The following is a 26,859-nucleotide window of genomic DNA, read 5'->3' as shown; positions in this document are numbered from 1 at the left end:
TCACTCCGTAAGACTTCCGTATAATTTTCTCAAATACTCTTCTTCGAATTCAAAAAGATTCATCCCACGTCGTGCCATGATTTTTTTGGTATCAAAAAGATACTCTTCGAGACGGTAACGCCCGCCTGGCCTTATCCAAGTGAATGCAGGCACATACCCTTGGATTCTGGATTCAACGATATTACTAGCAATGTCAAAAACAGTTCCCGTATTTGACATCACACCAATCGCCAATTTCGTAAAGGGACCAATGAGAGAACCAAACTTTATGGTTCCTGTGTTGATTAGCGAATCACCGATTTTTAGTTTCACAATTCCATAATTGTTTTTTAAATCACTGGTTGTAGATAAAGCACCTAGGTTTACCCATGTGGAAACAAAACTATGCCCAAGGAAACCTTCATGGTGTTTGTTGGTATAATCTAAAATGATAGAATTTTCTACTTCCCCACCAATTCGACATTGGTTTCCGATGAGACATCCACCAGTGATCCGAGCGTTATCGATTTGTGAATCTCTTCCAACAAAGAGTGGTCCTTCTAAAAAACTAAAAGAGGAAATTTTGACTCCATCTTCAATGAGGATGGGCCCATCTGTTGTATCAAAAACAACGCCAGGGTAGATGGTAGCCCCAGGATGAATGTAAAGGTGTTTCTCCTTTCCAACAATATGAAAACCTGATTGTTTTGCTTTGTATTTTTGGCGAAACCGTTTCCAATCTTTTTCCAATGTCAATGTATCTTCAATGATAGAAGTAACAGTACCTAAAAGTTCCCAAGGTAAATAGGAATCAGAACTGTAAATTGAATCAAAAGATTCTAGGTTTGCAGGCAAAACATGAGGATACCGATTGAAGATTAGTTTTTCAAATTCCGGACTGGGCCCTTTATAATAAATCTTTGCTCCAGGGTATTTCCGTTCTAATTTTTCAAGTAAGGTGATACCACCCAAATTCCATTCAAAAAATGAATGAAACCTGGACAAAGGTTCAAGAGACGGATTTCTTTTGGAATCGTCAAGTAGAAGGTTCACTGTTTACTCCACAGTTACAGATTTCGCTAAGTTTCTTGGTTGGTCCACATTACATCCCCTAAGGATTGCTATGTGGTAGGATAACAGTTGTAACGGGATGACGGCAAGTAAAGGAACAAGAGCATCCGCAGTTCTCGGAATTTCAAAGGTATAGTCTGCCATAGATTTTATGTCAGTATCCCCTTCCGTTACGATGGCAATCACCTTTCCTTTCCTGGCTTTGACTTCCTGGATATTGGAAATTACCTTTTCATACGATCCATCTTTTGTAGCAATAAACACAACAGGCATGTCTTCATCAATAAGAGCAATTGGTCCGTGTTTCATTTCTGCAGCAGGATATCCTTCTGCATGGATATAAGAAATTTCTTTAAGTTTCAGTGCACCTTCCAATGCTACAGGGAAATTAAACCCACGTCCCAAATAAAGGAAGTTAGACGCACGGTAATAATGTTCTGAAATGTTGCGGATGTCATCATCTTTTGTTAGAATTTTTGCTACCTTATCAGGGATCGAATCCAATTCAAGGAGCAGGGTTTGGTAATCAGATAAAGAGATGGAACCTTTTTTTAACCCTAAATACAAAGCCATCATGGTAAGGATTGATACTTGGGATGTGAATGCTTTAGTGGAAGCCACTCCAATTTCAGGGCCTGCATGTAAATAGGCTCCGGCATGAGAGGCACGAGCAATGGAAGAACCTACCACATTACAAACTCCAAAGATCAATGCTCCTTTGGACTTAGCAAGTTCAATGGCAGCAAGAGTATCAGCAGTTTCTCCCGATTGAGAAACAGCAATGACCACATCTCTTTCTGTCACGATGGGATTACGATAACGAAACTCGGATGCGTATTCTACTTCTGTAGGAATTCGAGCCAGGTCTTCAAATAAATACTCACCGATAAGACCCGCATGCCAGGAAGTACCACAACCAACAAGGATCAAACGATCCGCATTTAAAAATCGATTCAAATACTGGTCAATCCCACTTAGGAACAAGTGGTGTTCCCGAGAGACAAGACGTCCTCGCATGGCATCACGAACAGACTTAGGTTGTTCGAAAATTTCTTTTAACATAAAGTGTGGGTATCCACCCTTCTCTATGTCTTCCAAATCCAATTCTAATTTTTGAATGAATGGAGTTTTGGTTACGTTTTCTAAGTTTTTTACAACTAGACTTCCGTCTTTGATGATGGCCATCTCCTGATCATTGAGATAAGTCACATTGTTCGTATATTCAATGATAGGTGTGGCATCAGAAGCAACAAAGTATTCATCTTCACCAATCCCAATCACAAGGGGAGAACCTTTTCTTGCGGCAATCATCATCCTTTCATTTTCTTTCGACAAAATGACAATGGCATAAGCTCCAACAACTTCATTCAAAGCCAAACGAACAGCCTCTTCAATAGAACAGTTGTTTTGTTTTTTGATTTCCTCGATTAAATGGATGAGAACTTCAGAATCAGTGTCTGACTTAAAAATATGTCCATTCCCTTCTAATTCTTTTTTGATGGATGCGTAGTTTTCAATGATTCCATTGTGAATGATTGCCAATTTTCCATCAGAACTTGTATGTGGATGTGCATTGCGATCATTGGGTTCCCCATGAGTGGCCCAACGAGTGTGTCCAATCCCAAGGGTTGCAACTAACTTACGATTGCCGATTTCATTTTCTAAATCGAGGACTTTTCCTTTCTTTTTAACAATCTCAAGACCACCATTTAACAATGCAACGCCGGCACTATCGTATCCACGATATTCCAAACGTTTTAGACCTTTGATGATGAGAGGAAGTGCCTCTCTTTTTCCTAAATAACCTACGATTCCACACATTGATTTACCCTCTTTAAGGTAGCATCCAAATCGGATTTGGATTTAGTTTCTGTAATGACACGAAAAATTGGTTCTGTATTGGAAGGACGAATGTGGATCCAAGAATCCGAAACATACATCCATAGTCCATCTTTCTCTGAAATAACTTTTGGAGAAAACTCAGACTGGAATTTTTGATAAAGAGTTTCTAGAGACATTCCTTTTGCCAAAGGAAAGGATTGTTTGTCCATATAAAGGGAAGGTAGTTCATCTAAAAGGGCATCCGCGGATTTTCCCGTTTCAGCCATTAGGTTTAAGATATGGGCAATCCCGGACAAAGTGTCCCGACCGAAAGAAGGTATGGTTGGATCAATCACTCCACCATTTCCCTCGCCACCAAACACAGCTTTGGTTTTAATCATTTCTTCTACTACGTTTGCTTCACCGACTTTGCTACGAATGACTTCAGCCCCAAATCTTGATCCCACTTCTTCGTTTAAAAAGGAAGTAGATAAGTTGACAACGACTTTGGCTTTTTTCTTAGCTGTGGATAAAACATTCATAAGTGCCAAAGGCAAAGTGTATTCTTCTGAAACAGCTCCTCGTTTAGGAGAAAACAAAACAAGTCGATCCGCATCAGGATCCAAAGCAAAACCAATGTCGGCTTTGGATTTTTTAAAATATGGTTCTACTGACTTTAATGCGGCGGCCGTAGGTTCAGGTGGTCTTGGAAACGTTCCATCAGGATTACAATTATGAGCCACAACTTTACAACCTAACATTTGTAAAAATTTTGGAACTACATAAGAACCGGCACCACCAACTGCATCCACAAATACTGTGAATTTTTTCTTTTTGATTTTGGCGACATTCACACGTTTCAAAACAGAAGACAAATGAAGATCAATATAATCTTCACCAGAATCAATATAACCTTTTGGGGAAATTTGTTCTTTTGTATAGGATCCATTTTGAATGATAGAAAGAAGTTTCGAGTTTTCCTCTGCCGAAAAGAAAAAACCTTTTTTAGAAATGAATTTAAATGCATTCCAATCCATAGGATTGTGTGAGGCAGAAATCATGATTCCACCATTGGCTTTCGAAAGATTGACAACCGCTTTCGTAGTGGGAGTGGGAACAAGCCCAAGAGTTAAAACAGAATTTCCAGAAGCTAACAATGCAGAGGTGAGAAGTGATTCTAAGTAAGGGCCACTTGGTCTTGAGTCCCGCCCAATCACTGCCGTCCCACCATTCATGAGTGAAGCAAAGGATTTAGAAAATGCCAATGCTTCTTCTAAACCAAATCCTTGTCCAATTTTCCCCCGGACACCGGAGATAGAAATCATTAGGGAGGACAGATCATACTCTTTCGTAAATCGCATACAATACTATCAAAGCTGGGGGATTCCCACTGCAAGTCTATCTTTTTGCTTTTTGGAATGTGTCAGAGGAGTGGAATAAAGGTGAAGATAAAAAGAAAAACGGTTTGGGCGATGACAGGATTGAACTGCCGACCCGCTGCTTGTAAGGCAGCTGCTCTCCCAGCTGAGCTAATCGCCCGTTGTTATGACCAGTGAACCGGAGTGGAGATATTTGTAAATAAGATTTAGAAATAAAAAAGGCCACCATTGGTGGCCTCATTCCTTCTAGCTAAAAGCAAATGTTAGGCGGCTTTTGTTTCGATGGAGTTGATACGAAGAGCCATACGAGATTTTTTACGATCTGCATTTTTCTTATGGATGAGTTTTGTTTTTGCTGCTCTGTCTAACTTGGAAGCAAGTTTAGAGAATACAGTGAGTGCTTCTGTTTTGTCTCCAGCTTTGATTGCTTTGAGAAGGAGGCGAGCATAAGTTCGCAATTCAGTGCGATCTTCACCATTTCGCTCTTTTCTACGAGCGGTTCTACGAATGTCTTTCTTAGATGATTTTAAATTAGCCAAGGAATGTCCCCTACGAGGAATTTTTACTTATCTTTTGAGTACCACCCTGCCGGTCAAGGCGAAAGAGAAAAAAATGGAACCAAAGAGCTAGCTTTCGACCCCCTCTCGTAGGAGAAAACCATGTTCCCAATCCTAATTTGGATCGATTCCGAACTCTATGAGATTTTAAAACAAAGGCATTTGGACCTGGCCCTTGTCATAAAAATGGCTATTTTATCCCTAAAAGTAGAGGGAATGGAACCGGGAATTTTTGAAAAACGAGAAACAGGGCACTATGAACGAATGGAACTCAGCAGATACGATTTTTTTACATTAAGTTTAATTTCTCGGGAGAAGGAAGTTGACCCGAACGTATTACTCTCATATGCTTTCACAGAAGCTTTGTTGGAAATTTTACGACTGTGACTCCTGAAAAATCAAAATACCATTATATAAAAATTGATTCCATTTCAGAAATTGATCCACTTAAATTATCCATTTCTCAAATCCAACAGAGATATATCGACAAAGATAACAATCGTTATGCGCTACGTTTTAACAAAGAAACTCGTAGAATTGAAATTTTAAAACTCATAGGCAATCATTTTGAAGTAGTTCCTAAGTCGCAGGTTCATTCTGCTATGGAAGATCCCAAAACAACACAAAATCCCACAGCTCCACAAATCTCTCAACAGATAACCCAGGTCTCAGAAGATTTAAAATCCAATCCCATATTAGGAAAGTTAGTTGGTGCGCTTGGGCAAAAACCCGCTGACAAACCTGTAGAAATTCCTAAGGAAAAACAAAGTCCTATTGGAGAAGAAAATCTCATGAGTGAGGACGTGGATTTGGATATTTTTGAAGGGGAAGAACCCCCTCCTCTCACCAAAGAACCACTCACCCATGAGGGACTTCTCAATACACCTGAGCCACCAAGTCCTAAGGAACACGAAACTGTCGAAAACGCAGAACCAAACTTACAAGTGGGGGCAGATTCTGAAGAAAAAACTGCCTACCAAAGTATAGAAGACTTTATTAAATTATTATCTACCTACCGAGAAAGAGTTACAGCCATCATTCGTAATTTACAATCCTCTAGGATTTTTGAGTTAACGGGAGACCCTTCCGAAAATAAAAATATAGTTGGAAACTTTGCTCGTGAAATGGAAGCACAAGTTTTTGAAGCCATTGATAAAATGATCGATCTTCACAAAGAAATGACATCATATCCTCGTCCTATTACGTATTATATCTCAAAGGCCCCGGCAGAAAAAAGAGAAGAAATGAAATTTATTGAATCGGATAAGGAAAAATTAAACAGACTTCATCTGTTTGAAATGCAAAGACTTTCCGATATAATAGTAAAAGACTTCAAAAAACTTAGTTTGCAATTATTGAATATTTTAAATCTGAAAAATGAAATTCAGGTAAAACAATTACAATATGCAAACCAGTTGATGTATGTTGATGCCAAAAATGCATCCCTTTATTTTGCGCAAGATTTGGATAAAACCATACTTGATATAGAGCACTGGAAACAATCGAAATGAAAGAACTGTCGGAAGCAGAAACAAAAGCAATATTAGAAAAAATCAGATCAGAATACAAAGAACACGGTAAACTAAATCCCAAAGCCTTCGACCAATCAGGGTTCGAACAAAGATATTTACAAATACTCAAACTCCGTGGTAACATCACAAAATTTTTAACGGAAGAAGTTACTTTTCTAGAGCAACTAAAATCCAAATTCCAAGAGCTTGCTGCCAAAAAAGAAGCAGCCAAAGCCCAAACCTTAAATCGGATTATGGATGAGTCCATAGAGAAGTTAGCCAACTATAAGAAGGTGGACTTCCATCCTCTCGCCAAAGTGGAAACAAGATATTTTTACGGTGCCATGTTGGATTTTACAGAAACAGAACTTCCTGTTCTGATTTATATCTTCAAAGGAACTCCCGAATATTCTTTTTTACAAGATGCAGTTTTGCAAGTGGAACGAATTGGAATGACAAGACGTGGTTTACCTTCCATGAAAATGCAAGAGTTCATTAAAACCTTACTCGATGCCAACGGAAACAATATCGTCATTGAAAAAGCTTCTCAAAATCTTTTGAAAGATGGATGTATTGCCCTTAAAAATATCACAGTGGCAGTGCAAGATTTGGTAAGTAAAAACCGAATCAATCCTGATATGATTGTACAAGTAAATGAAAAGGATTTTCCAAATGCCCATAGTTCTTTTGGTGGCAAAAAATTTGGAGAAAGCCTCACCCGAATTACTGAACGCTGCAAACAAATCATACAAGATTTTCGAATGAATGCGTTGATGAATATGGAAGGATAATTCTAATGTGCCATCATGGACCCAATTCTACTCGGTGTCGCTGACACCATCGAATCTGAATTTGATTCGGAAGTTTATAAAACTCTCTCTCCTTTAGAAAAATACCATTCCTTACTGTTTCGTTCTGTTGATAAACTATTTGGTTTTTTAGGAACAGACCGTTCCAAAATTGCCCCTTATCTAACTGATTTTGTTTCCATCGAAGCCCAGTCCCTTGGCCGCGAAGGATATGGATTTACTGTAAAAGATTCCAATGATATGGGATTTGGTGGGCTTGCTTGTCATACTGTGGATTTGGGTGGAGCCAGTGTCGGTGGAGCCATTGCCGAGGCCCACACAATCGTCAAAGCCAATCCTTATGCTGTTGTCCTTGTCGCTGCTGCCGATGTTCCTAAATCGGTATTCAAACAAGTATCGGATTTAAAACGACTCACAGCGACTGTTTGCCATAAAGATTGGGAAATGCCTTATGGGGCAACTCTCATTGGTCTTTATTCTTTGTTATGTGAACGAATGATGTTTGATACAGGTGTCACCAGTGAAGATTTGGAAGAAATCACTAAACACTTTCGAACTTTGGCGGAAACCAATCCCCGCGCTTTCCAATTCCAAAAACCACTCACGGAAAAACAATTAAAGAAACCACTTTCGGGAGTTTATAGCACACCTATGATTGCCATTGTCACCGATCATGGAGTTGCCACGCTCATCACTTCTGAATTCATGAAACAGAAGTTAATTGAAAATAAAATCATCAAAAAAGATTCCGAACATATTTACTTAGCGGGTTCAGGCCATAGTGCCCATGCAGAATACTTCATCCAAAAAAAGGATTTAAAAAGTCCTGCTGCCCTTGCTTGTGAAAGAGCCGTGGCTTCTTCTGGATTCAATCGATCTGAGATTGAATATGCATGGATTTACGATTGTTTTACTGGAATGATCATCCATGAAGCAGGTTTGTATTTTGGAGTTTCACCAAAAGAAACTGCCACCGCTCTGAGAAGAGGAAAAATTTCCAATGGAACCAAAGAAATCCCGATCAACTTAGGTGGAGGAATTTTAAACTACCAAGCAGCGATGGCACTTTCCGGAGCCACAGGTCTCATTGATATTGCGAGCCAATACGGTCTTGCGGTAGATCCCATCCCAGAAAAGCTGGGAACACCACCTAATGTTAGTTTACTGGGTGGAAATGGTGGGATAGATAGCATCAATTCTGTGGTTTTATTTTCTAAAGAAAAACCGAAACCTTCGAGAGAACCATTCACGTTAAAACCTTTGGAAGTCAATGTCCCAAGTCCCAAACTGGGAGAAAAGGCTACCATCCTCACCGTTAGCACTATCTATTTCAATCCAGGTGGTGAAAAAAAACCACCCTATCTCATTGTCTGTTCTACAAAAGAAAATGGGGAGATGGTCCTCACCAATCTTTATGGAAAGGATGGAACAGAAATTCTATCGAAAGAAGGATTGGAACTGGGAAAATCAAAAGTAGAATTCCAAGAGATTGGAGGAAAAATCCAAGCGGTTTTATTGGGTTGATACAAAAAAGGCCAGAGATGGTAAGTCTTTGGCCTTTGGTTTCTTAATCGCCTAACAATACTAAAACTGTTTAAGAAACCTTAAATTTCCTGATTGGAAATAGCGGATGTCATGGATTCCATAACGCATCATGACAAGTCGGTCAAGGCCTAGGCCAAAGGCAAACCCAGTCCATTTTTTAGAATCAAGTCCTGCTGCTTCCAATACATTCGGATGTACAAGACCACAAGGAAGTAATTCCAACCAACCTGAATGTTTACAAACACTACAACCTTCTCCACCGCAGACCAAACAGTTGATATCAAGTTCAAATCCTGGCTCCACAAATGGAAAGTATCCAGGACGAAGTCTTGTTTTGATTTCTTTTCGGAACACACGAGAAAGAAGTGTTTCCATTGTATAAATCAAATGGGCCACAGAAATGTTTTCACCCACAACCATTCCTTCTACTTGGTAAAAAGTATTTTCGTGAGAGGCATCTACTTCTTCGTATCGAAACACTCGACCAGGGGCAATGATCCGAAAGGGTGGTTTTAGTTTGCGTAGGGCACGCACTTGGATGGCTGAAGTATGAGTTCTGAGTAAGTTACCATCGGCCGTATAAAACGTATCTTGCATATCACGTGCCGGATGGTCTTCGGTAAAATTCAGGGCACCAAAATTGTTTTCATCAGTTTCTACTTCTGGCCCATCCATCACAGAAAAACCCATGGATGTAAAAATATCTTCGATTTCGTATTGGATTTGAGAAATGGGATGGAGACTTCCTCTTTCTTTAGAAGCAAGCGGGCGTAAACTATCAAAGAATTCTTGGCCTAACTTGTTTTCATAAAAACTTTCTTTTAAAGAAGTTCTTTTGGTTTCAACAAAACTTTCGAGTTGGCTTTGCGCTTCGTTTGCTTGTTTCCCAACCGTTTTTTTCTCTTCAACAGATAAAGAAGCAAGACCTTTTAAAACAGAAGTGAGTTTTCCTTTTTTACCAATGAATTGGTTTTTTAAAGAATCCAAATCTTGTTCGGATGTGGCAGAAGATAAAACAGATTCCGCTTCTTTGACTAAGGCTTCGATTTCTTGGGATAGGCTCATACAGATTCTCGTAATTCGATTAATGATTTTAATTCAGGATAAATTCCACCAAAGGCACCGTTCGACATCGCAAGGATAATTACTTTTTCCTTTTGGAACTTTGGAAGAATCTTTTTTAAGAGGGCTGGAATTTCTTTTGGGTCTTTCGCATACAAAGCTTCTTTCTTTGTATTCTTTGAGATGTCTTTTACCAATTTTTTAACATTCAAACGCAAAGGTTTGTTTACCTTATCTACCTGATAAACTTCAGTCACGATGCTGACATCACTACCTTTAAAACATTTAGCAAAATCATCTTGGAAAACATTTCGATGCGAAGTCGCACTTCTTGGTTCGAAAAGAGAAATGATTTTGTATCCTGGATACGCTTCTTTGTGAGCCTTTATGGTTTCTTGGATGGCAACTGGATGATGGGCAAAATCTTCCACAAGGAGGCTTTTGTCAGAAACAAAAAGATTTTCTTGTCTTCGTTTGACACCAGGGAATGATTCCACTGCTTCTAAAATCTCTTTTCTTTTTTGTGGAGCAATTTCTAAACAAATACGAACCGCCACTTCCACATTGCGGTAGTTATGTGAACCAATCAAATTGGGTTTTAATTTATTTTTGGTTCTAATCTCAGACAAAACACCTTTTTCGTATTTAAAAATGGAATTTTTATCACCTAATTCAAATGATTCTACAGGTGCATGTTTGTAATCTTTTGTGATCTCTACTAGATTTTTTGAACCTTTCCAATAGAATACCTTACCGCGTCCAGGGACCAAATTTAACAGGCGTTTGAACATGGTTTTGATTGCATTTAGATCGGCAAAAATATCCGCATGATCAAAGTCGAGGGCATTCATTGCTAAATAGTAAGGTCTGTAATGTAAAAATTTTGAACTTTTATCAAAGAAAGCAGAATCATATTCATCTCCTTCAATAACAAAATAATCCCCTTCTCCCAGTGCAAATCCAGGAAATCCATCCTTACGAATCCCACCCACAAAAAGACCGGGTTTTAGACCTATGGACTCTAAAATCCAATGGGTTAAAAAGGTTGTCGTTGTTTTTCCATGAGTTCCAGAGATCACGATGGGTTTTTTATTTTTGAGAAAAAAAGTCCCGATGGCCTGGGCCATACTCATGTATTCCATTCCTGTATTGAGAACTTCTTCTACTTCTGGATTCCCACGTGAGATAGCGTTCCCAATGATCACTAAATCAGCACCCTTTACATTTTCTTTACGATAACCAGATTTAGGTGACAAACCCCATTCTACCAACTTATCGGACATAGGTGGGTAAAGATTTTGGTCGGAACCGGATACATCATGACCTTGATTTTTTAGCATATAGGCCAAATTACCCATAGCAATTCCACCAATGCCTACCATAAAGATTTTCAAAAGATTACCGTCCTAACCAGGTTATAAATGAATAGAGGAACTGAAATAAGAACCAAAAAAAACAAAACCACTTTCATCAGAAAAAATAGAAAATCAAAAGAAGTCCATTCTCTTCGATGTGATAAATAAAAATACGCTAGATGTAAAGAATACAAAAACCCAACACCTAATGCAAGTAAGGGGATCGGTGCAGGGAAAATCCAAAAGATGGCTGTGGCACTAAAAGGAAGATAGGAGATCATAAACACATGAGGTTCTGGTCCTTCCCAATCTTTGGTTCGATCTCGCATTTGGTGGTACATTCGGAAACTATCAACCAACCGAATCACAATATAGAACCCTAAATAAAAAAAGAATAAGGTCAACATCCCTTGTGTGTAGGTTAACTTTGTTTCTTCATCGACTGTGGATACTTTGAATAAAAGGATTTGGATTAAATTTCCAAAAAACTTTGCAATTGGTGCAAGAAGGATGAGTTGGAGATGGGCCAACCACAAATCACGACCACCCAAATCCGTTTTATGATAATAGGATTCGAAAGCGGACATTGGGGAATAGAATAAATCTCGGATCATTTCCATCCGAGATGCGACTGTAGAAACTTTTTGCACCTTATTGGATTTTCTGGTTGGGACGCTCGTATCGGGAAGCACTTTTCACTTTCATGACGGCATTCACCAAATTTTGGAAGGATTCTTCTTTCATCCAAGTGATGGATTCCGAAAAATAAGGAAGGAGCTCCCGACGCACCGGCCTCCATTTTCCTGATTCAGACTCCCACAAAGGGAAAAAGGAAAGACGATATTTGATTCCTTCTGATTGGGTTACGTCCAAAACCGCTTCTGCCACTTGAGTCGAGGGAAGTTCTGGAAACTCTGGGGCACCCATCTCGTCTCTATAGAATTCTACCTTTAGTCCTTTGACCACCGATTCCCATTGGTTTCCCACATCAGGAGGCAAAACAATTCGTTCCCCTGTCGTTCGGCTCCAATCATTTACATACACATTGTATTGGTTTTTTTTGGCACGGTTTTCCGCTTTTACATTCACAACCTGACCAGAAAAAGAAAGTTCCTTCAGATAACCTTCGTTAAATGTGATATACATTTTTTCACGAAAACTGATAGAAGGTGCACGAAACTTTTCAATCAAATAATTGTAAGGAGCAATGACTTCATCATTCACCAAAACAGAAACACGACCTTCATCGGCTCCAATCTTTTTGCCAAAAAACAATTGTTTGTCTTTTGAAAATTCAATATCCGTTCCGTTTTCTTCTGATAAAGATACGGATGGAGAACTCATCCCTAAACAATATGACTTTTGGATCTCTGGTGTGGCCTTTTCAATCAATTTCGTTTTAAGAACACTTAGTTCCGAAAAACTATTTTTAACATTGTAGTTTGCTTCGTAAGATGATTCTTTTCCATCTTTTGTCAAACTAACAGTGTAAAGAGGTGTTATGTTCCATCCGCGTGGGATTTTGCGAAACACCATACTTTCCTCGGAAAATCTTGGCTCGAGAACTCCACACCAATCTTCTTTGGGTGGGGTGTAACGAATGGATTTCCAATCTTCTTTCCAAAAATTAGTTTCGGAAATATTTTCTGGATGGTCTTCCATCCAGTAGAAAAGTAAAAACAATCCAACAAAAGCAATGACTACTAAACTAATTTTCTGTTTCATACTTCAATCATAGAACTTTTTCGTCTGGAATATACAAAGTAAGATCCCACTGCCAAAATGAATCCTGGAAATAAAAATACTCCAATCACCCAAGCAACTAACTTTTGATTGTCGGAAAGGGAAATGGTATCTAATTCTTCTTTTTTGAGTGGAATTTCTGCAACAGCCGTATCTTGGAACAAACCAGTGATGGACACTGTAGAAAACTGAGAGTTCATTGCATAAGGAATGAACTGATCAGTTATCCAAGAAGTACCTGTGTGCAAAATAATCTTTCCAACTTTGTCATTGGCTAAAGACATAGGAGTTAAAACGATGGAGAGAATTTTACTTTCTTTTTTTTCGTTTGGATCTAATTTTCCATTCTTATTTTCATCAGAAAATGCTTCAAAACCTGATTCCAATAAAGTTTCCGACTTAAACGAATGAGGAGATGGAACGGTTGCATCCGTTTCCAAATAACCACTGTAAGGGAATAAAATTCCCATGTCTTTTTTCTGGAGTAAATCGGTGAGTCTATTGTCCGGAAAACGTTTTGCGACAACAAATCCAGGTTTTTCTTCTCTTTCAATGAGCTCTGATGATTTAAATTTGAGACCAGCGTTTGATAGTAACCAACTGAAGTCTTCATTCCCTTTCGGTTCCATGGTAATGAGAAGTTTTCCATTTTTTTCAAGAACAAACTTAGTAAGTTCTTCTTTGGCTTCTTTGGAAAAAGGAACTGTTGGCCCAAGTACAACCAACATTTCTGCATCTTCTGGTAATTTAGAAGGCCAACCTTGTGCAAATCCAAGTTCTGCCACTTTAAAGTTGAGAAACTGTAAAGAAGAAACAAATCGGTTTACTTGCTCATTCGGTAGGGCTTTAAAAGACATTCCGTATCTTTCCCCATTGGAAACGGTAAAATAAACTTTTTTTTGTTCGGTTGTAACATTGAGAAGTGCACCAACTAACTTACGTTCTAGATCTTCTAAATCTTTTGTTTCTTTGGCGATCACCCTTTCTTCTGCAAATGGAGTTCCAGAAGTGAGTAAAGATTGTTTCTGAGAACGGACAAAAATGGTACCATTCGAAACCTGGCCAAACTCTTTTAGTAAATCCACTTCCACATCTGCATTGATAAATTGGACAGTGATATGTGAGTTTTCTGCTTTGATTTGATCCAAAAGGATTTCGATATCGGGACGAACTCGAGTGAGAGCAAAAGCCGCCAACTTATCTCCATTTGCCGGTCCATCTGCTTCCAAGGGACGAGGATAAAAAGCTGTGATCGTAACATCTTTAGTGATTGGTTTGATTAGATTTCTGGAAATTTGAGAAAGGGAAAATTTTCCCTGGCTACTCAAATCAAAGTTATAGTTTCGTTTGATCGCAAAATAGTTAACAGCAACTACAATGGGAAGAACGAATAAAAAACCTAATACAGCATTTTGTAAAAGTGAACTTTTGGATTTTGCTAAATTACTTTGTGCTTCTAATGATGACTTCCCTATCTCAAGAAGTATGATTTGAAGAAGAAATACAATTGATAATAATACTACGCAAAGTAGGAGAAACTCTCTTACTTTCGGAATGGCACTGACTTCTTCATTAAATCCAGCAACTGGTTTTAAATCCAAAAAATCACGCAAAACTGATAATAAAAAAGCTCCAATACCAAATCCGGCAGCAATATAACGATTTTGGTCTTCTTTTCTTAATCCTTTTGAAAAGGCCCGAACGATGGTATCAGAAGCCAAAAATAAAAAAATCACTCCAAAAAATATGATTCTTCTTTTTGGATCTACAACCATCCCATCAAACAAGAAATAGGCGAAAAGAGAAAGTAAACTTACAAATGGTAAAATTCTATCTGCGGTTAAAAACATGGTCTATCCCCTCCATCTCCTGGATTCCAAGACCTTTACGGTAAGGTATAAGAACAAAAACGTTCCACTTAAGAAAAAAACAATCCCAGTCAAAGGGACAACACCCTTGGCAAAAGCGGCAAAGTGAGAAAAGATATGTAAATGAAAGAGAACCTTTCTCGTTGTTGCCTGGAATAGGTGTGAAAAATATCCCACAACCCATAGTGTCAAAATGATTAACACAGAAATGAGTAAGGAAATCATTTGGTTTTTACCAAGACTTGATCCAAACATTCCAATCGTGAAGGTAAATACACCTAACAAAAACACACCGACACTTCCAGAAGCTACCATGTAAAACGGAGCTTTCCAAAAAGAGTATAACAACAAAGGAAAGAGTCCATTGATAAAAATGGTAATGATCCCACAAACAGTAACACCAAAAAGAAATTTACCAAAAACAATTTCCAAATCTGTGACTGGAGATGTAAATAGTAATTCCAAAGTTCCCTTATTTCTTTCCTCTACAATGGAACCCATCGATATGATGACCATTGCGATAAGAATTGTTGTCATAAAGGAAATGAAAGTGATGTAAGTTGCAATTTCATAATTTGCAGTTCCATTAAAATTTAGAATCATCACGAAGAGTGCATTGAGAAATGCAGTTCCTCCCAGAACCAAAGGCCCCATATACGTTCCAAAAAATAATCGTAATTCTTTTTTATAGATCCAAACAGCAGTTTGCCAGTTCATATCTTCTCCATAAAAATCTGTTCTAAAGACACTTCTTGTTTTTTTAAAGACTCAATTTGAATTCCACTCGAAAGTGCTTTGGAAAACAAAGATTCTTTAAATTGTTTTGGATTTGTGGTTCGAACTAAAAATTGAATTTCTTCTTTGTTGGTTCCAAGTTCAGTCACAGTATCTGATCCACCAATCACTGATTTCACGAACGAATGTAGATCGTTTGACTCTTTTCCAGATAAACCAACTTCCCAACCAGCAAGACGATTCATTTCTTCCTCTAATCTTGATAAAGAAAGTTCCTGTTTCAAACTTCCTTTGTGTAAAAATAAAAACTTATCACAAGTTTTATAAATTTCGGTTAAGATATGACTGGAGATGAGAACGGTATGATCACCGGCCAAACTTCGAATTAAATTTCGAATCTCTACAATTTGTTTTGGATCAAGTCCTGAGATCGGTTCGTCCATAATCACAATTTCAGGATCTCCAAGGATTGCTTGGGCAATTCCCACTCGTTTCCTATATCCTAAAGATAAAGTACCAATCAACTTATCTTTAACAGCCGTAATGTTAGTTTTTAAAAGAACCTTTTCTACTTCTGAGGCGAGTTTGGATTCTTCGATTTTTTTGATTCGACCCACAAATTGAAGATATTCCAAAATCGTCATGTCTTCGTAGAGTGGAGGGGTTTCCGGTAGGTAACCTATTTTCTGTTTTGCCTCCAAAGGAAAGTCAAAGATGGACTTCCCATCAATCGAAGCATCTCCTGCGCTGGGAATCAAATACCCGGTCAAGATTCGAATTGTGGTGGTTTTCCCGGCGCCGTTGAGTCCCAAAAGACCCACAATTTCGCCTTTTTCTAATTTGAAATTAAGCCCTGAGATGGCTCGTTTTTCGCCGTAAAATTTTGATAAATTGCTGACTTGAATCATAACTCTGGTTTAGTTTTCGTATACCTGCACCTATGAATGAATTTCTGGAAAAAATCAAAAGCTTTTTCAAGGATGAAGACAGCTTTTTTGATGCAAAGTTACTTCTGCAACAGAATTGGCACAAATTTGTCCCCCAATACTTCGATAAAATCCTGGAAACACGTGCTAATGCCGTTTTTGTTTTGGACAAGGACCTAAATTATACCTACGTAAACTCTTCTGCAGAAAGTATGGTGGAGAAATCCGCCAGTCAGATGTTAGGGCAAAACATCTGGAATTTGTTTCCGAACCTGGATGAAACAGATTTCGGTAAAAAATTGATGGATGCCATCAAAAATAAGGAAACGTTCCTCTCCGATGAGTTCTTTTTGGAATCCAAAGGATGGTTTGCGACACAGGTTTTTCCTCAAGAAAATTTTACAATCCTCATTGCAACTGAAATCACATCAGAAAAAAACGCCAAAGACAACTATAGCCAAGTTCTAAACAAAAACAAAGCAATCCTAAGTGCCTTACCGGACAAGTTGTACGGAATTAGAAAAGACGGAACAGTCATTGATCACAAAGAATTTCCCGATTTCAAAGGTTGGGATTCCTTTCATGAGGGTAGAGTCAGGTTCACTCGAATTCAAAACCTATTTCCCACAAGAAAACTTTCCGAAATTGAATCCATCCTAGAACAGGTCCTAGAAATTGGTGGAACCAAAACTTATGAATATTCGATCGAAGATTATGACGGAGAAAAATACTTTGAAGCACGATTCACGAAAACTGGTGAAGATGATGTTCTCGCAATCGTTCGAAATATCACAGAAAGAAAAAAAGCAGAAGCCTTAAAAAATGAATTCATTAGCTTAGTAAGTCATGAATTACGCACTCCTCTAACTTCGATTAAAGGATCAATTGATTTATTACTAGCTGGTGTTGCTGGGGAACTCTCCAATCAAACAAAATCACTCCTAAATATTTGTAGGAAAAATACACAAAGACTTGTTCGATTTGTTACTGACCTACTAGACATTGAAGCTTTGGATTCAGGAAATATTAATTTTAAATTTAGAACTTATCGTTTAGAAGAAATCCTACAAATTTCTGTGGATGGGATGAGAACCTTTGCAGAACAATACCATGTTTTACTCAATTATGATCAAAACTTTCCTTCTACTACTGTTTTTGTGGACGAAGACAGATTAAATCACTGTATCACCAATCTAATTTCGAATGCGGTAAAATACACTCCTAAATTTTCTGAAGTTTATATCACCGTTGTTCCTACTGATACAAATGCACAAATATTAATTAAAGACAATGGGCCGGGTATAGATCCCAATTTTGCACCTAGGTTATTTCATAGATTTGCACAAGGAGCACCACCCAAAGATAAATTAGTGGGAGGTTCTGGCCTTGGTTTATCCATCACAAAGGGATTTGTGGAAGCTATGAAAGGAAAAATATTTTTTACTTCTGATGACAATGGAACTGTCTTTACAATTGAATTTCCAATTATCAAACCAGGATCTAATCCAGCCGGATACAACCAATGACAGATACAACTCTAAATCATGTATTAATTGTGGAAGATGAAGAGGATATTGTAGAAATTCTTCGAATTGCCTTAGAGTTTAACTCAAGTTATCAAGTTAGTTTTGCAAAAACTGGTCCAGAGGGATTACAAAAAGCAATCATCTTACAACCCGACTTGATCTTGTTAGATGTTTTAATGCCTGGGATGAATGGAATGGAACTAATAGAAGAATTAAAAATTTTTCCAGAAACCAAAGAGATTCCTGTTGCTTTTATTACTTCGCGAGTGTTAAAAAATGAAATTTTAGAATACCAGCGACGAGGTGGCATCGGTGTGATTGAAAAACCCTTTGCCCCTCTGGAAATCGCTGATAAAATTCAAACCCTTTGGGAAGATTCAAAAAGAAGTCATTAAACTTATTTGTCTTTGAACCCATCCAAAATTTCGTCTTGCCTTCCCATCAATCGGACAGACAAACGAGGTCCAACTTCACAGACAATACGAGACGCAACATAGTTTCCCCAACGAGCAGACTTTTGTGCGGAATACCCTTGTGTTAATCCATACAAAACACCTGCTGCAAAGGCATCCCCTGCTCCAGTTGTATCAATTGGTTTTACAGGAAATCCTGGAACAAGAGTGATCTTTCCATTTTCAGCAACATAGGCTCCATCTTTACCAGCAGTCATAAAAACCAAAGGACAAAGTTTGGAAATAAAGGTTACTGCTTCTTCTGCAGTTTTTGCTCCACTCAATGCCAAACCTTCTTCGGTATTACAAAAAACCACATCTACGTATTCTTTTGTTAGGTGAATGAATTCATCTTTGGAACGATTTACACAAAATGGATCACTATATGTAAAGGATACCTTTACATTGTTTTCCTTGGCGACTTTCATAGTCAGTTCACTTGCTTTTTTTGTGGAATCACCATCCCACAAATAACCTTCCACATAAACAAATTTACTTTTTTTTAGGTTATCTACGTCGATATCATTTGGTCCAAGTGATGTTGAAATCGCAAGATTTGTTAACATAGTTCGTTCTGCATCCGGTGTTGTTAAAACAACACAAGTGCCTGTATGGCTTTGAGAATCTGGTGTCGTTTCAAACAAAACACCAGCATCTTCCATATCTTTTTTATAAAACTCACCATAAGTATCGTGAGTTACTTTTCCCGTATAACAACATGTTCCACCAGAATTTGCAATTGCAATCATTGTGTTGGCTGCACTTCCACCAGAACGAAGTTCCTTCTTTTCATCATGAAGATCAGCAAGAATTTGACCTTGTCTAGTTTCATCTACCAGAGTCATTACACCCTTAGTGATATTCTGTTTTTCTAAAAAATTGGGAGTAATAAAGGCAATGATATCTACCAGGGCGTTCCCTACGCCGAATACGTCGTAATGCTTCATGGGGACAATGCTTTTTTCCTTTAGGGAATTGACACTCAATTTTCATGTTTCAGTTTGGCAGGTACTGAGAAAATACTCTTCAATGGTTTCCAATTTCAGATTATCGATTCTGCTTTGTTTCAGTTTGACCCCTTTTATCCTTCTAGCTCAAAACAAAGATACGAAAGAAGTGGAGATTCGTGCGGGTGTTGACTCTCAGTCAAAAAACTCGAACTTTGCAAAAAACCCAACAGGGTTTCAAAAAGAAATTGATTTAACACAAACAAACACTCGTTATATGAGCCTTCCCGATGTTCTCAACCGAGAAGCGGGAGTTCGGATCAGGCAGTACGGAGGGCTTGGATCTTACTCAACATTATCACTACGAGGGACAAATCCCAACCAATCAAAAATTTATTGGAATGGAGTCCCTATCAATAATTCAATGGGCGGTGAAATCAATTTAGCAGACCTCCCCTTTGATAATTTAGAAAAAATTGAGATCTATAAATCTGGAACCCCCGCTGGATTTTCAGGATCAGCCATTGGAGGATCGATTAACCTTATCTCTAAATCAAAAATAGATAAACCGATCACAAGAATCAACCTGATGGGGGGAAGTTTTAAAACGGCAAAAGCAACTGTCACTCATATGGACCAATTTGCTAGTGGTTCCTATTTTGTGCAGGCCCTCCAAGAAACATCTGACCAGAACTTTAGTTATTTAAACAACAAAGGTACTGTTTTATTTAATACTTATGATGATACGATTGACACACGTAGAAATGCACAATTTCACAAAACTGGATTTACAGGAAACCTCTCCATTGAATTTGGAAAAACAAAAATCAACTTACTAAACGACTATATCCACAGAAAACAAGGGTTACCCGGTCCAGGGAACAGGCAAACTGTTGCGGTAGAACGAGTATTTAGTAAACTTTCTTCTGCGATCACAACAGAAACAAATGAATTCCTTTTACAAAATTTAACATTAGAAACAAAAACTTACGGGAACTTTTCAAAGGATGATTTTTTTGATCCCAAATCAGAGTTCAGTTATGGAACTCCAAATGCATTTACCAAAACAAATCAATACGGCTTTCAACTCTCTCCCACTTTATATTTACTAGAATACAATCAGGTGATTCGAACTTCTTTCCAAACAGAACAAGAGTTTTTTACTCGATATGAAAAACGATACAATCATGAAACTGAAAGAAAAGAGCCAAAGAAACGAAGAGATACATTAAGTGCTACTTTTCAAGATGAGATCAGATTTTTTTCCAACCGACTTTTTTTGGTACCGCAAGTTCGGTTCGAACGTTTTACTGACCGATTCGGAAAAGATGAAACCAGCGTCCGAAACCAACTCCTTGATCCACTATCAGATGTTTTTTATGTCAGACAAGAATTTACCAATCCAAGTTTTGGTATAAAAATTATTTGGATTAAGAAAGATAATTTAGAATTTGGGACATTGGGAAATATTAGTAAAGATTTTAGAATTCCCACCTTCTTAGAGTTATTTGGAGAACGAGGAAGTATTGTCGGTAATACCAAGTTAAGACCTGAACAAAGTAGAAATGGAGACTTTGGATTATATCTTAATGCAAAACCATTTATAAATTGGAAAATCCAATCGGATATATCTATCTTCCAAAAAAGAATTTATGATATGATTTTGTTTTTACCAAATTCACAGTTTACTCTAAGACCAGAAAACGTTGACCAAGCCTTGATCCGAGGCCTAGAAACTAGCCACAATGTAATTTGGAACAAAGGAATCAAATTTAACTTTAATTATACCTATCAAGACGCAAGAAACTATTCCGAATCACCTTCGTTAAACGGCAAATACCTTCCATTACGTTCCAAAAGCCAAGGAAGTGCCTTACTTGCGTTTTTTAAAGATTTTGGCGAAATTGGATTGGAATACCAATACATCGGTGCCAACTTTCGAGATAGAACCAATGAATATTTAGGATATCTTCCAGCACGACAATTTTGGAATCTCTACATTCAATACATACCTTATAAAAATTTAGAAACTGGAAACGAATTGATTTTGGGACTAGAAGTTCGTAATCTATCAGACAAACGGGTAGAGGATTTGGTTGGATATCCGTTACCAGGTCGTAGTTATTATTTTACAGGGAGTTATCGATTCTAATGTTTAATACAATCAATTACTTTCTGAACTACAAATACAATCCCTCGCGGGTGATATACGCATTACGGATACTTCCCGTTGTGAGATATCTGAATTACAAATACAACCCCTCGCGGGTGATATACGCATTACGGATACTTCCCGTTGTTTTTCTTCAGCTTTATTGTTCGCAATTGGAAATTGAAAAACCAAATCTTTTCCAATTTTTATTTTTATCTGCTTCGCCCACTTCCGTTGGCGTTGTGACCTCAGATTTTGCAAGTGGAGGAAGATTTAAAACTTTTGAACCGAACTCATTAACTGCCTTTCCCACTTCGATTCCAATTCACTCGGATGCGGTTGGAAGATTTACTAGTGATAGAGTTTTTATTGTCAATCGTTTGAATCGTGATAGCATCCAAGTATTAAATCCTCAACTTGGATTCTTCACCGAACAAGAGTTTAGTGTCGGACAAGGTAAAAATCCACAAGACATCTCCGTATGGAATGATAAATATTTTGTTAGCCTTTATAATTCTGATGAATTAGTCATATATTCGAGATATAACGGAACTAAAATTGGAGCTATTTCGTTTGCCTCACTTAGGGAAACCTATTCCACTTCTGGAATTCCAGATAGTTCGGTTGAATCATCATATATGATTCAAGACGGAACTAGTTTGTTTGTATTGTTACAACGTTTGGACAGAAATGATGTATCAGGATACCTACCACCTAACTCTGATTCATATATGGTTGAGATTGATATGAATCTGAATCAAATAAGAGCTGTATATACTCTTCCTTACAGAAATCCAAGTTCTAAAATTCAAAAAGTAAATCTATTTGGTGAACCACACTTAGTATTATCTTGCGTAGGTCGCGTCGGATTTATTTCTCAAATAGATGCAGGAATCATCGCTTTTCGTTTAAGCACTCGCCAATTCCTTCCAAATCGTCTTTTTGCCGAAGAGGCAGCAGGCGGAGATATTTTGGCTTTTCAAATTAAAAATGAAGAATTGGGATTTGTCGCTGTCCTCGACGCAGGATTTACGAAAACAATCCAAGCATTCCGCCCAAGAACAGGAGAGCGAATTGGAACTCTTCTGCAAATCCCAGGAAATGTAGGCATAAGTCTTTCAGGCCTTTTACTAACGAATGAAGGAAAACTATTGGTTGGTTCTACTGATTTCAATCGGCCAGGAATCTATGTTTACGATACGAATCTTGGGAATGTACTATTAAACCCCATACCGAGTTCAGTAGAACTAACTCCTTTTGATATCTTCCAGTTGCAAAATCTTCAATAAATCTCAATATGGAAAAAGACAGGGGAATCTAATTTATGTTAACTCTAAAAAAACAAAAAAATGGTCCATTGACCAAACAAGTTTTATTAATCATCCTGGATGGAGTTGGCTTTACAGAGAAAGGATATGAGAATGGTAATGCAGTAGCCAAAGCAAATATGCCAATTTTAAAAGGTCTTTGGAAAACACACCCAACCGTTTTATTAAAAGCACATGGAACCGCTGTCGGAATGCCTAGCGATGAAGACATGGGAAATTCAGAAGTTGGTCATAATGTATTAGGATCTGGTAGAATTTTTGATCAAGGTGCAAAATTAGTCTCTCAATCAATCGAAAACGGAAGTTTGTTTGTTGGTCCTATTTGGAAAAAGTGTATATCCAATTGTAAGTCCAATCAATCTACACTACATTTTCTTGGTTTATTTTCAGATGGAAATGTTCATAGCCATATTGATCACCTTCGAGCTCTTATAAATCATGCAATCAAAGAAAATATCACAAAAATAAGACTTCACATCTTATTAGATGGAAGAGATGTTCCCGAAAAATCTGCGTTAGTTTATCTAAATCCATTTGAAGAATATTTGGATACCCATCGGAAAAATGGAATCGATATTCAAATTGCTTCTGGTGGGGGAAGAATGGAACTCACGATGGATCGTTACGATGCCGATTGGTCGATGGTCGAAAGAGGTTGGAACCATCATGTGGAGGGGGAAGGTCGCCAATTTAAATCGGCAAAGGAAGCCATTGAAACATTCCGTTCGGAAAACCCTTCTGTCATTGACCAATACCTACCAGGCTTCGTGGTAGCAGACGCCAATGGGAAACCACTTGGTAAAGTGGAAGACAATGATTCAGTAATATTCTTTAATTTCCGCGGTGACCGGGCGATCGAAATTTCCAGAGCTTTCACAGAAGAAAAGCTAACAAATTTCAATCGAAAAAGATTTCCCAAAATTGAATTTGCAGGTATGATGCAGTATGATGGAGATCTATTCATCCCCAAACAATACTTAGTTGATCCACCTGCAATTGATCGCACTATGGGTGAATACTTTGCCAACGAAGGAATCGCACAATATGCACTTTCTGAAACACAAAAGTATGGACATGTAACTTTTTTCTGGAATGGAAACAGATCCGGATACTTTAATCAAACCTTAGAAACTTACGAAGAAGTAAAATCAGACATTATTCCCTTTGATCAAAAGCCGGAAATGAAAGCAAAAGAAATCACTGATAATTTAGTGCTTGCTTTGACCTCACACAAGTTTCCATTTTTGAGAGTCAATTATGCTAACGGCGATATGGTGGGGCATACTGGAAATATGGATGCTACCATTAAAGGTCTAGAGTATCTTGATGTATGTTTAGATAGAATCAAAAAAATCTGTGATGAAACAAATACTGTTTTATGTATAACCGCTGATCACGGAAATGCGGACGAAATGTACCAGCTTAACAAAAAAGGAACAGCTGAAACTGCAAAGGATGGGAAACCGGTTCCGAAAACTAGCCATACTCTCAATCCGGTCCAATTTGTTCTTTATGATCCGAAAGGAAAAATTCAACTCAATCAAAACCTAAAGGAAAAAGGACTCGCAAATGTTGCTGCAACGATGATGGATCTATTAGGCTTTGAAGCTCCAGAAGGTTATCATCCAAGTCTAATCGCTAGGGACTAAGTCCCCATTATTTTTATGCATTTTCGAATCATCATCGGGTTTCTATTCAGTTTTGTTGTTTGTAACTGTTCCGAACCCGGAATTGGTTCCTTTTCCGAAGAGACAAAAGAAAAAATTCGAAATAAAATTAAACAAGAAGGTTTTCAGGGAGTTGTTCTAATTTCTCAAGACGACAATATTCTTTTTCGCGAATCAATCTATGCAGGTAAAAAAAGAAAAAGGATACAACTTTATAAAAAACGCAATTTTCCTTTAGGTGAATCTACAAAAACATTTACTTCCTTTGCAATACACAAACTAGAAGAAGAAAAAAAAATCTCTTTATCTGATCCAGTATCCAAACATCTTAAGTGGTTTCCATATTCCAAAGTAACCATTGGACATTTGTTACGGCATACATCTGGCTTACCAAAAATCATAGAGTTTCTACCAAATTTTGATACTGAAAAAAATCACTTAAAATGCGACGACATCAAAAGATCTTTTTTAGAATCAAAACTGAAACCAGCATTTGCACCGGGAGAATACTGGAAGTATAGTCGTCTTGATTATCTTTTTCTGTCATATATTATAGAAAAAGTTTCAGGAGTCACTTATGCTAATTATTTAAAGGAAACAATCTTTGTTCCATTGAAAATGCAAAATACCAATGTGGATTCAAATGAAGTATTAATTGGAAATAGCGGAATATATTCCACACCTGAAGACCTTGTACAATTCAGTGCAGAATTAAAAAAACCAAAACTAATTTCTAAAATCTCAAGAGATACAATCATCAAAAAAACGATTCTTTCTGACTCTATATCGGAAGATCCAATTGCATTCGGCGAAGGAGTTTTTGTAGGAGATTACTTTTATTGGACTTATGGAAAAGAAAAAGGAATTTCAAACTTTGTCTATCATGATTTAAAAAGTAGAATTTTCATTACCATCGTAAGTCCATATGGAAGTAGCAAAGGAGATTTATCATCAGTTAAATCAGCACTTACAGAAATTATTTTTGATGCAAAAAAATTAAACTTAAAAAAAAGAACAAACCTTCCAAATGAAGTTTCCATTGAAGAATTGATGAAAGAAGAAAAAGTCCCATCTCTCGGAATTGCAGTTTTTAGAAACTACTCATTAAGTTGGAAAAAAATGTATGGTACAAAAACACAACATACACTTTTTCGAGCAGGTTCTCTTTCCAAAACAATGACTGCAACCGCCACACTTCGATTAGTTGAAGAAGGTCAATTAGATTTATATTCCAATTGGATAGGAAAATTAAAACAATACAAAGTTTCCGTACCAAAAGGGAAACGAAGGTCTTTAGTAAATCTTGATCTATTACTTTCGCATACAAGCGGTCTTACTGAAAAGGGAAATTGGGATGATCCAATCAACTCAGGTAAAAAACACTTACGCGAGTTAAAGGATACATATACTACAAAAGGAAATGGTTTAAAACTATATTACAAACCTGGATCTAAATCTAGATATTCGGGAGGTGGATATAGCATTGTGCAAGAAATACTTACCGAACGAACTGGAAAATCATTTCAAAACCTTATGTCCGAAGTAGTATTCCAACCGCTACATATGACTCGCAGTACATTTCGTCAAAATCTAAATACACAAGATGATCGATGTGATGGATATGATGAACAAGGAATTATACTTCCACAAAAATCTTTTGTCACACCTGAATTATCATCAGGTGGTCTTTGGACAACTCCGGAAGAAGTCGGAATTTTGTTTTCCGAAGTTGCAAAAGCAAAACAAGGAAAATCAAACTTTCTCACAAAAGAATCTGCAGAATACCTGCTTTCACCCAAAATGAGTGCCGCAAACCTAACAGTCCATGCACTGGTCGCCCACGGATTTTTTTTAAACCGAACGGGTAGAACGGAATATTTTTTCCATGGTGGTCACACAAAGGGACATAAGTCGCTTGCCCTTTTTAATACAGAAAAAGGATATGGAGTGGTCATTATGACCAACTCAGAAAATGGATCCAAACTCATTTGGCGGATTCTTAGGTCCATCTCTGTGGAAGAAAAATGGGACAAGTTCGTTAATTAATCTATTGACCAATTTCTAAAATTGGCTATTCTCAGAGCGGTTCAATGGAATATACAGAATCAAAATTCGACGGTATTGTTGTTCTGAAATTATTCGGCAACTTAGATATGTTAAATGCCGGCATACTAAAAGAACGGATCAAAGAATCTGCTTCACAAGAAGAACACCGATTTATCTTCGATTTGGAAGGCGTTAGCTTTATTGATTCTTCCGGATTTGGTCTCATCATGTCGCTCAACGATAAATTAACCGAGTTAGGTGGTGGCCTAAGAATTGTAAACGTTTCCAAAACGATTAGACAAATTTTCCGAATTTCCAAAATTTCTTCCGTCATTCAAATTTTTGAAAGCACGGAAGATGCAATCAACTCTTTCAAATAA

General features: G+C 37.6%; 23 protein-coding genes and 1 tRNA gene. 11 read left to right on the top strand and 13 right to left on the bottom strand.

The features are described from left to right. The 5 genes from EHR01_RS17245 to rpsT all read right to left on the bottom strand — a co-directional run bounded on the left by EHR01_RS17245 (position 1) and on the right by rpsT (position 4,789). On the bottom strand, positions 1-1,032 hold the full coding sequence (locus tag EHR01_RS17245) for a GlmU family protein (RefSeq protein ID WP_135696672.1): 1,032 nt from the start codon (positions 1,030-1,032) through the stop codon (positions 1-3). Between the two features lie 3 nt (positions 1,033-1,035). After that, positions 1,036-2,871 (bottom strand): glutamine--fructose-6-phosphate transaminase (isomerizing), encoded by a 1,836-nt coding sequence (glmS, locus tag EHR01_RS17240; protein ID WP_135696670.1) that lies wholly within the window; start codon positions 2,869-2,871, stop codon positions 1,036-1,038. Further along, positions 2,856-4,232: a phosphoglucosamine mutase gene (gene glmM / locus EHR01_RS17235; RefSeq protein WP_167482958.1), complete on the bottom strand. Its 1,377-nt coding sequence runs from the start codon at positions 4,230-4,232 to the stop codon at positions 2,856-2,858. The genes glmS and glmM overlap by 16 nt, the downstream gene beginning before the upstream one ends. A 105-nt stretch (positions 4,233-4,337) precedes the next feature. After that, positions 4,338-4,410 (bottom strand) — tRNA-Val (locus tag EHR01_RS17230). A gap of 103 nt (positions 4,411-4,513) precedes the next feature. Continuing rightward, positions 4,514-4,789 carry a 30S ribosomal protein S20 gene (rpsT, locus tag EHR01_RS17225; protein ID WP_100741859.1) on the bottom strand — a complete coding sequence of 92 codons (276 nt, stop codon included), beginning with the start codon at positions 4,787-4,789 and terminating at the stop codon, positions 4,514-4,516. A 120-nt stretch (positions 4,790-4,909) separates the two neighbouring features. On the opposite strand from rpsT, the gene EHR01_RS17220 reads away from it, so the two are divergent. From EHR01_RS17220 to EHR01_RS17205, 4 genes are read left to right on the top strand one after another with little or no spacing between them, the layout of a single operon-like run. Next, positions 4,910-5,194, top strand: coding sequence for a hypothetical protein (locus tag EHR01_RS17220; protein ID WP_004787190.1), 285 nt, complete (start codon positions 4,910-4,912; stop codon positions 5,192-5,194). Beyond that, on the top strand, positions 5,191-6,318 hold the full coding sequence (locus tag EHR01_RS17215) for an LIC_10450 family protein (RefSeq protein WP_135696668.1): 1,128 nt from the start codon (positions 5,191-5,193) through the stop codon (positions 6,316-6,318). The genes EHR01_RS17220 and EHR01_RS17215 overlap by 4 nt, the downstream gene beginning before the upstream one ends. Further along, the gene (locus tag EHR01_RS17210) at positions 6,315-7,109 is read left to right on the top strand and encodes a hypothetical protein (RefSeq protein ID WP_135696666.1); all 795 of its coding nucleotides are present in this window, start codon (positions 6,315-6,317) and stop codon (positions 7,107-7,109) included. The genes EHR01_RS17215 and EHR01_RS17210 overlap by 4 nt, the downstream gene beginning before the upstream one ends. Positions 7,110-7,124: 15 nt before the next feature. After that, on the top strand, positions 7,125-8,651 hold the full coding sequence (locus EHR01_RS17205; protein ID WP_135696664.1) for a thiolase C-terminal domain-containing protein: 1,527 nt from the start codon (positions 7,125-7,127) through the stop codon (positions 8,649-8,651). 60 nt (positions 8,652-8,711) lie between these two features. On the opposite strand, the gene pheS is transcribed toward EHR01_RS17205, so the two are convergent. Genes pheS through EHR01_RS17170 form a run of 7 tightly spaced genes read right to left on the bottom strand, consistent with a single transcriptional unit; the run spans position 8,712 to position 16,343 of the window. Then, positions 8,712-9,737, bottom strand: a complete 1,026-nt coding sequence (pheS, locus tag EHR01_RS17200) for a phenylalanine--tRNA ligase subunit alpha (protein ID WP_135696662.1) — start codon at positions 9,735-9,737, stop codon at positions 8,712-8,714. After that, positions 9,734-11,128: a UDP-N-acetylmuramate--L-alanine ligase gene (locus tag EHR01_RS17195; protein ID WP_135696660.1), complete on the bottom strand. Its 1,395-nt coding sequence runs from the start codon at positions 11,126-11,128 to the stop codon at positions 9,734-9,736. Before EHR01_RS17195 ends, pheS begins: the two co-directional genes overlap by 4 nt. Next, the gene (locus EHR01_RS17190; protein WP_135696659.1) at positions 11,125-11,739 is read right to left on the bottom strand and encodes a hypothetical protein; all 615 of its coding nucleotides are present in this window, start codon (positions 11,737-11,739) and stop codon (positions 11,125-11,127) included. Before EHR01_RS17190 ends, EHR01_RS17195 begins: the two co-directional genes overlap by 4 nt. Before the next feature lies 1 nt (position 11,740). Further along, the gene (locus EHR01_RS17185) at positions 11,741-12,814 is read right to left on the bottom strand and encodes a hypothetical protein (RefSeq protein ID WP_135696657.1); all 1,074 of its coding nucleotides are present in this window, start codon (positions 12,812-12,814) and stop codon (positions 11,741-11,743) included. Then, positions 12,811-14,682, bottom strand: a complete 1,872-nt coding sequence (locus EHR01_RS17180) for a motility-associated ABC transporter substrate-binding family protein (protein ID WP_135696655.1) — start codon at positions 14,680-14,682, stop codon at positions 12,811-12,813. The genes EHR01_RS17185 and EHR01_RS17180 overlap by 4 nt, the downstream gene beginning before the upstream one ends. Before the next feature lie 3 nt (positions 14,683-14,685). Beyond that, a complete protein-coding gene (locus tag EHR01_RS17175) occupies positions 14,686-15,417 on the bottom strand; it encodes an ABC transporter permease (RefSeq protein ID WP_004786382.1) in 732 nt (243 codons plus the stop codon). Further along, positions 15,414-16,343, bottom strand: a complete 930-nt coding sequence (locus EHR01_RS17170) for an ABC transporter ATP-binding protein (protein ID WP_135696653.1) — start codon at positions 16,341-16,343, stop codon at positions 15,414-15,416. Before EHR01_RS17170 ends, EHR01_RS17175 begins: the two co-directional genes overlap by 4 nt. A 32-nt stretch (positions 16,344-16,375) precedes the next feature. Between EHR01_RS17170 and EHR01_RS17165 the strand changes: the two genes are divergently transcribed. Then, positions 16,376-17,887 (top strand): sensor histidine kinase, encoded by a 1,512-nt coding sequence (locus EHR01_RS17165; protein ID WP_135696651.1) that lies wholly within the window; start codon positions 16,376-16,378, stop codon positions 17,885-17,887. Continuing rightward, the gene (locus tag EHR01_RS17160; RefSeq protein WP_135696649.1) at positions 17,884-18,282 is read left to right on the top strand and encodes a response regulator; all 399 of its coding nucleotides are present in this window, start codon (positions 17,884-17,886) and stop codon (positions 18,280-18,282) included. The genes EHR01_RS17165 and EHR01_RS17160 overlap by 4 nt, the downstream gene beginning before the upstream one ends. Positions 18,283-18,284: 2 nt before the next feature. On the opposite strand, the gene EHR01_RS17155 is transcribed toward EHR01_RS17160, so the two are convergent. Beyond that, on the bottom strand, positions 18,285-19,286 hold the full coding sequence (locus tag EHR01_RS17155) for an adenosine kinase (RefSeq protein WP_167482957.1): 1,002 nt from the start codon (positions 19,284-19,286) through the stop codon (positions 18,285-18,287). Between the two features lie 82 nt (positions 19,287-19,368). Between EHR01_RS17155 and EHR01_RS17150 the strand changes: the two genes are divergently transcribed. The 5 genes from EHR01_RS17150 (at position 19,369) to EHR01_RS17130 (ending at position 26,859) form a co-directional block, all read left to right on the top strand. After that, on the top strand, positions 19,369-21,438 hold the full coding sequence (locus EHR01_RS17150; RefSeq protein WP_135696646.1) for a TonB-dependent receptor: 2,070 nt from the start codon (positions 19,369-19,371) through the stop codon (positions 21,436-21,438). A 173-nt stretch (positions 21,439-21,611) separates the two neighbouring features. Next, positions 21,612-22,727 (top strand): hypothetical protein, encoded by a 1,116-nt coding sequence (locus tag EHR01_RS17145; RefSeq protein WP_244310169.1) that lies wholly within the window; start codon positions 21,612-21,614, stop codon positions 22,725-22,727. A 35-nt stretch (positions 22,728-22,762) separates the two neighbouring features. Beyond that, positions 22,763-24,415 carry a 2,3-bisphosphoglycerate-independent phosphoglycerate mutase gene (gpmI, locus tag EHR01_RS17140; RefSeq protein WP_135696642.1) on the top strand — a complete coding sequence of 551 codons (1,653 nt, stop codon included), beginning with the start codon at positions 22,763-22,765 and terminating at the stop codon, positions 24,413-24,415. A 15-nt stretch (positions 24,416-24,430) separates the two neighbouring features. Further along, on the top strand, positions 24,431-26,479 hold the full coding sequence (locus tag EHR01_RS17135) for a serine hydrolase domain-containing protein (RefSeq protein WP_135696639.1): 2,049 nt from the start codon (positions 24,431-24,433) through the stop codon (positions 26,477-26,479). Between the two features lie 44 nt (positions 26,480-26,523). Beyond that, positions 26,524-26,859 (top strand): STAS domain-containing protein, encoded by a 336-nt coding sequence (locus EHR01_RS17130; RefSeq protein WP_135696637.1) that lies wholly within the window; start codon positions 26,524-26,526, stop codon positions 26,857-26,859.

Origin of the sequence: Leptospira mtsangambouensis, from assembly GCF_004770475.1 — a bacterium.
Lineage (GTDB): Bacteria > Spirochaetota > Leptospiria > Leptospirales > Leptospiraceae > Leptospira_A > Leptospira_A mtsangambouensis.
The sequence above is the reverse complement of the archived record's forward strand: the minus strand, read 5'-3'. Positions and strand labels throughout refer to the sequence as shown.

What these genes read in the sequence shown, in the direction of transcription:
- EHR01_RS17150 (WP_135696646.1), top strand. Translation starts at nt 19,369, where the DNA reads ATGGTTTCCAATTTCAGATTATCGATTCTGCTTTGTTTCAGTTTGACC.
- EHR01_RS17205 (WP_135696664.1), top strand. Translation starts at nt 7,125, where the DNA reads ATGGACCCAATTCTACTCGGTGTCGCTGACACCATCGAATCTGAATTT.
- EHR01_RS17210 (WP_135696666.1), top strand. Translation starts at nt 6,315, where the DNA reads ATGAAAGAACTGTCGGAAGCAGAAACAAAAGCAATATTAGAAAAAATC.
- EHR01_RS17155 (WP_167482957.1), bottom strand. Translation starts at nt 19,286, where the DNA reads ATGAAGCATTACGACGTATTCGGCGTAGGGAACGCCCTGGTAGATATC.
- EHR01_RS17135 (WP_135696639.1), top strand. Translation starts at nt 24,431, where the DNA reads ATGCATTTTCGAATCATCATCGGGTTTCTATTCAGTTTTGTTGTTTGT.
- pheS (WP_135696662.1), bottom strand. Translation starts at nt 9,737, where the DNA reads ATGAGCCTATCCCAAGAAATCGAAGCCTTAGTCAAAGAAGCGGAATCT.
- EHR01_RS17220 (WP_004787190.1), top strand. Translation starts at nt 4,910, where the DNA reads ATGTTCCCAATCCTAATTTGGATCGATTCCGAACTCTATGAGATTTTA.
- EHR01_RS17170 (WP_135696653.1), bottom strand. Translation starts at nt 16,343, where the DNA reads ATGATTCAAGTCAGCAATTTATCAAAATTTTACGGCGAAAAACGAGCC.
- glmM (WP_167482958.1), bottom strand. Translation starts at nt 4,232, where the DNA reads ATGCGATTTACGAAAGAGTATGATCTGTCCTCCCTAATGATTTCTATC.
- EHR01_RS17185 (WP_135696657.1), bottom strand. Translation starts at nt 12,814, where the DNA reads ATGAAACAGAAAATTAGTTTAGTAGTCATTGCTTTTGTTGGATTGTTT.
- EHR01_RS17165 (WP_135696651.1), top strand. Translation starts at nt 16,376, where the DNA reads ATGAATGAATTTCTGGAAAAAATCAAAAGCTTTTTCAAGGATGAAGAC.
- gpmI (WP_135696642.1), top strand. Translation starts at nt 22,763, where the DNA reads ATGTTAACTCTAAAAAAACAAAAAAATGGTCCATTGACCAAACAAGTT.
- EHR01_RS17160 (WP_135696649.1), top strand. Translation starts at nt 17,884, where the DNA reads ATGACAGATACAACTCTAAATCATGTATTAATTGTGGAAGATGAAGAG.
- EHR01_RS17130 (WP_135696637.1), top strand. Translation starts at nt 26,524, where the DNA reads ATGGAATATACAGAATCAAAATTCGACGGTATTGTTGTTCTGAAATTA.
- EHR01_RS17180 (WP_135696655.1), bottom strand. Translation starts at nt 14,682, where the DNA reads ATGTTTTTAACCGCAGATAGAATTTTACCATTTGTAAGTTTACTTTCT.
- EHR01_RS17175 (WP_004786382.1), bottom strand. Translation starts at nt 15,417, where the DNA reads ATGAACTGGCAAACTGCTGTTTGGATCTATAAAAAAGAATTACGATTA.
- glmS (WP_135696670.1), bottom strand. Translation starts at nt 2,871, where the DNA reads ATGTGTGGAATCGTAGGTTATTTAGGAAAAAGAGAGGCACTTCCTCTC.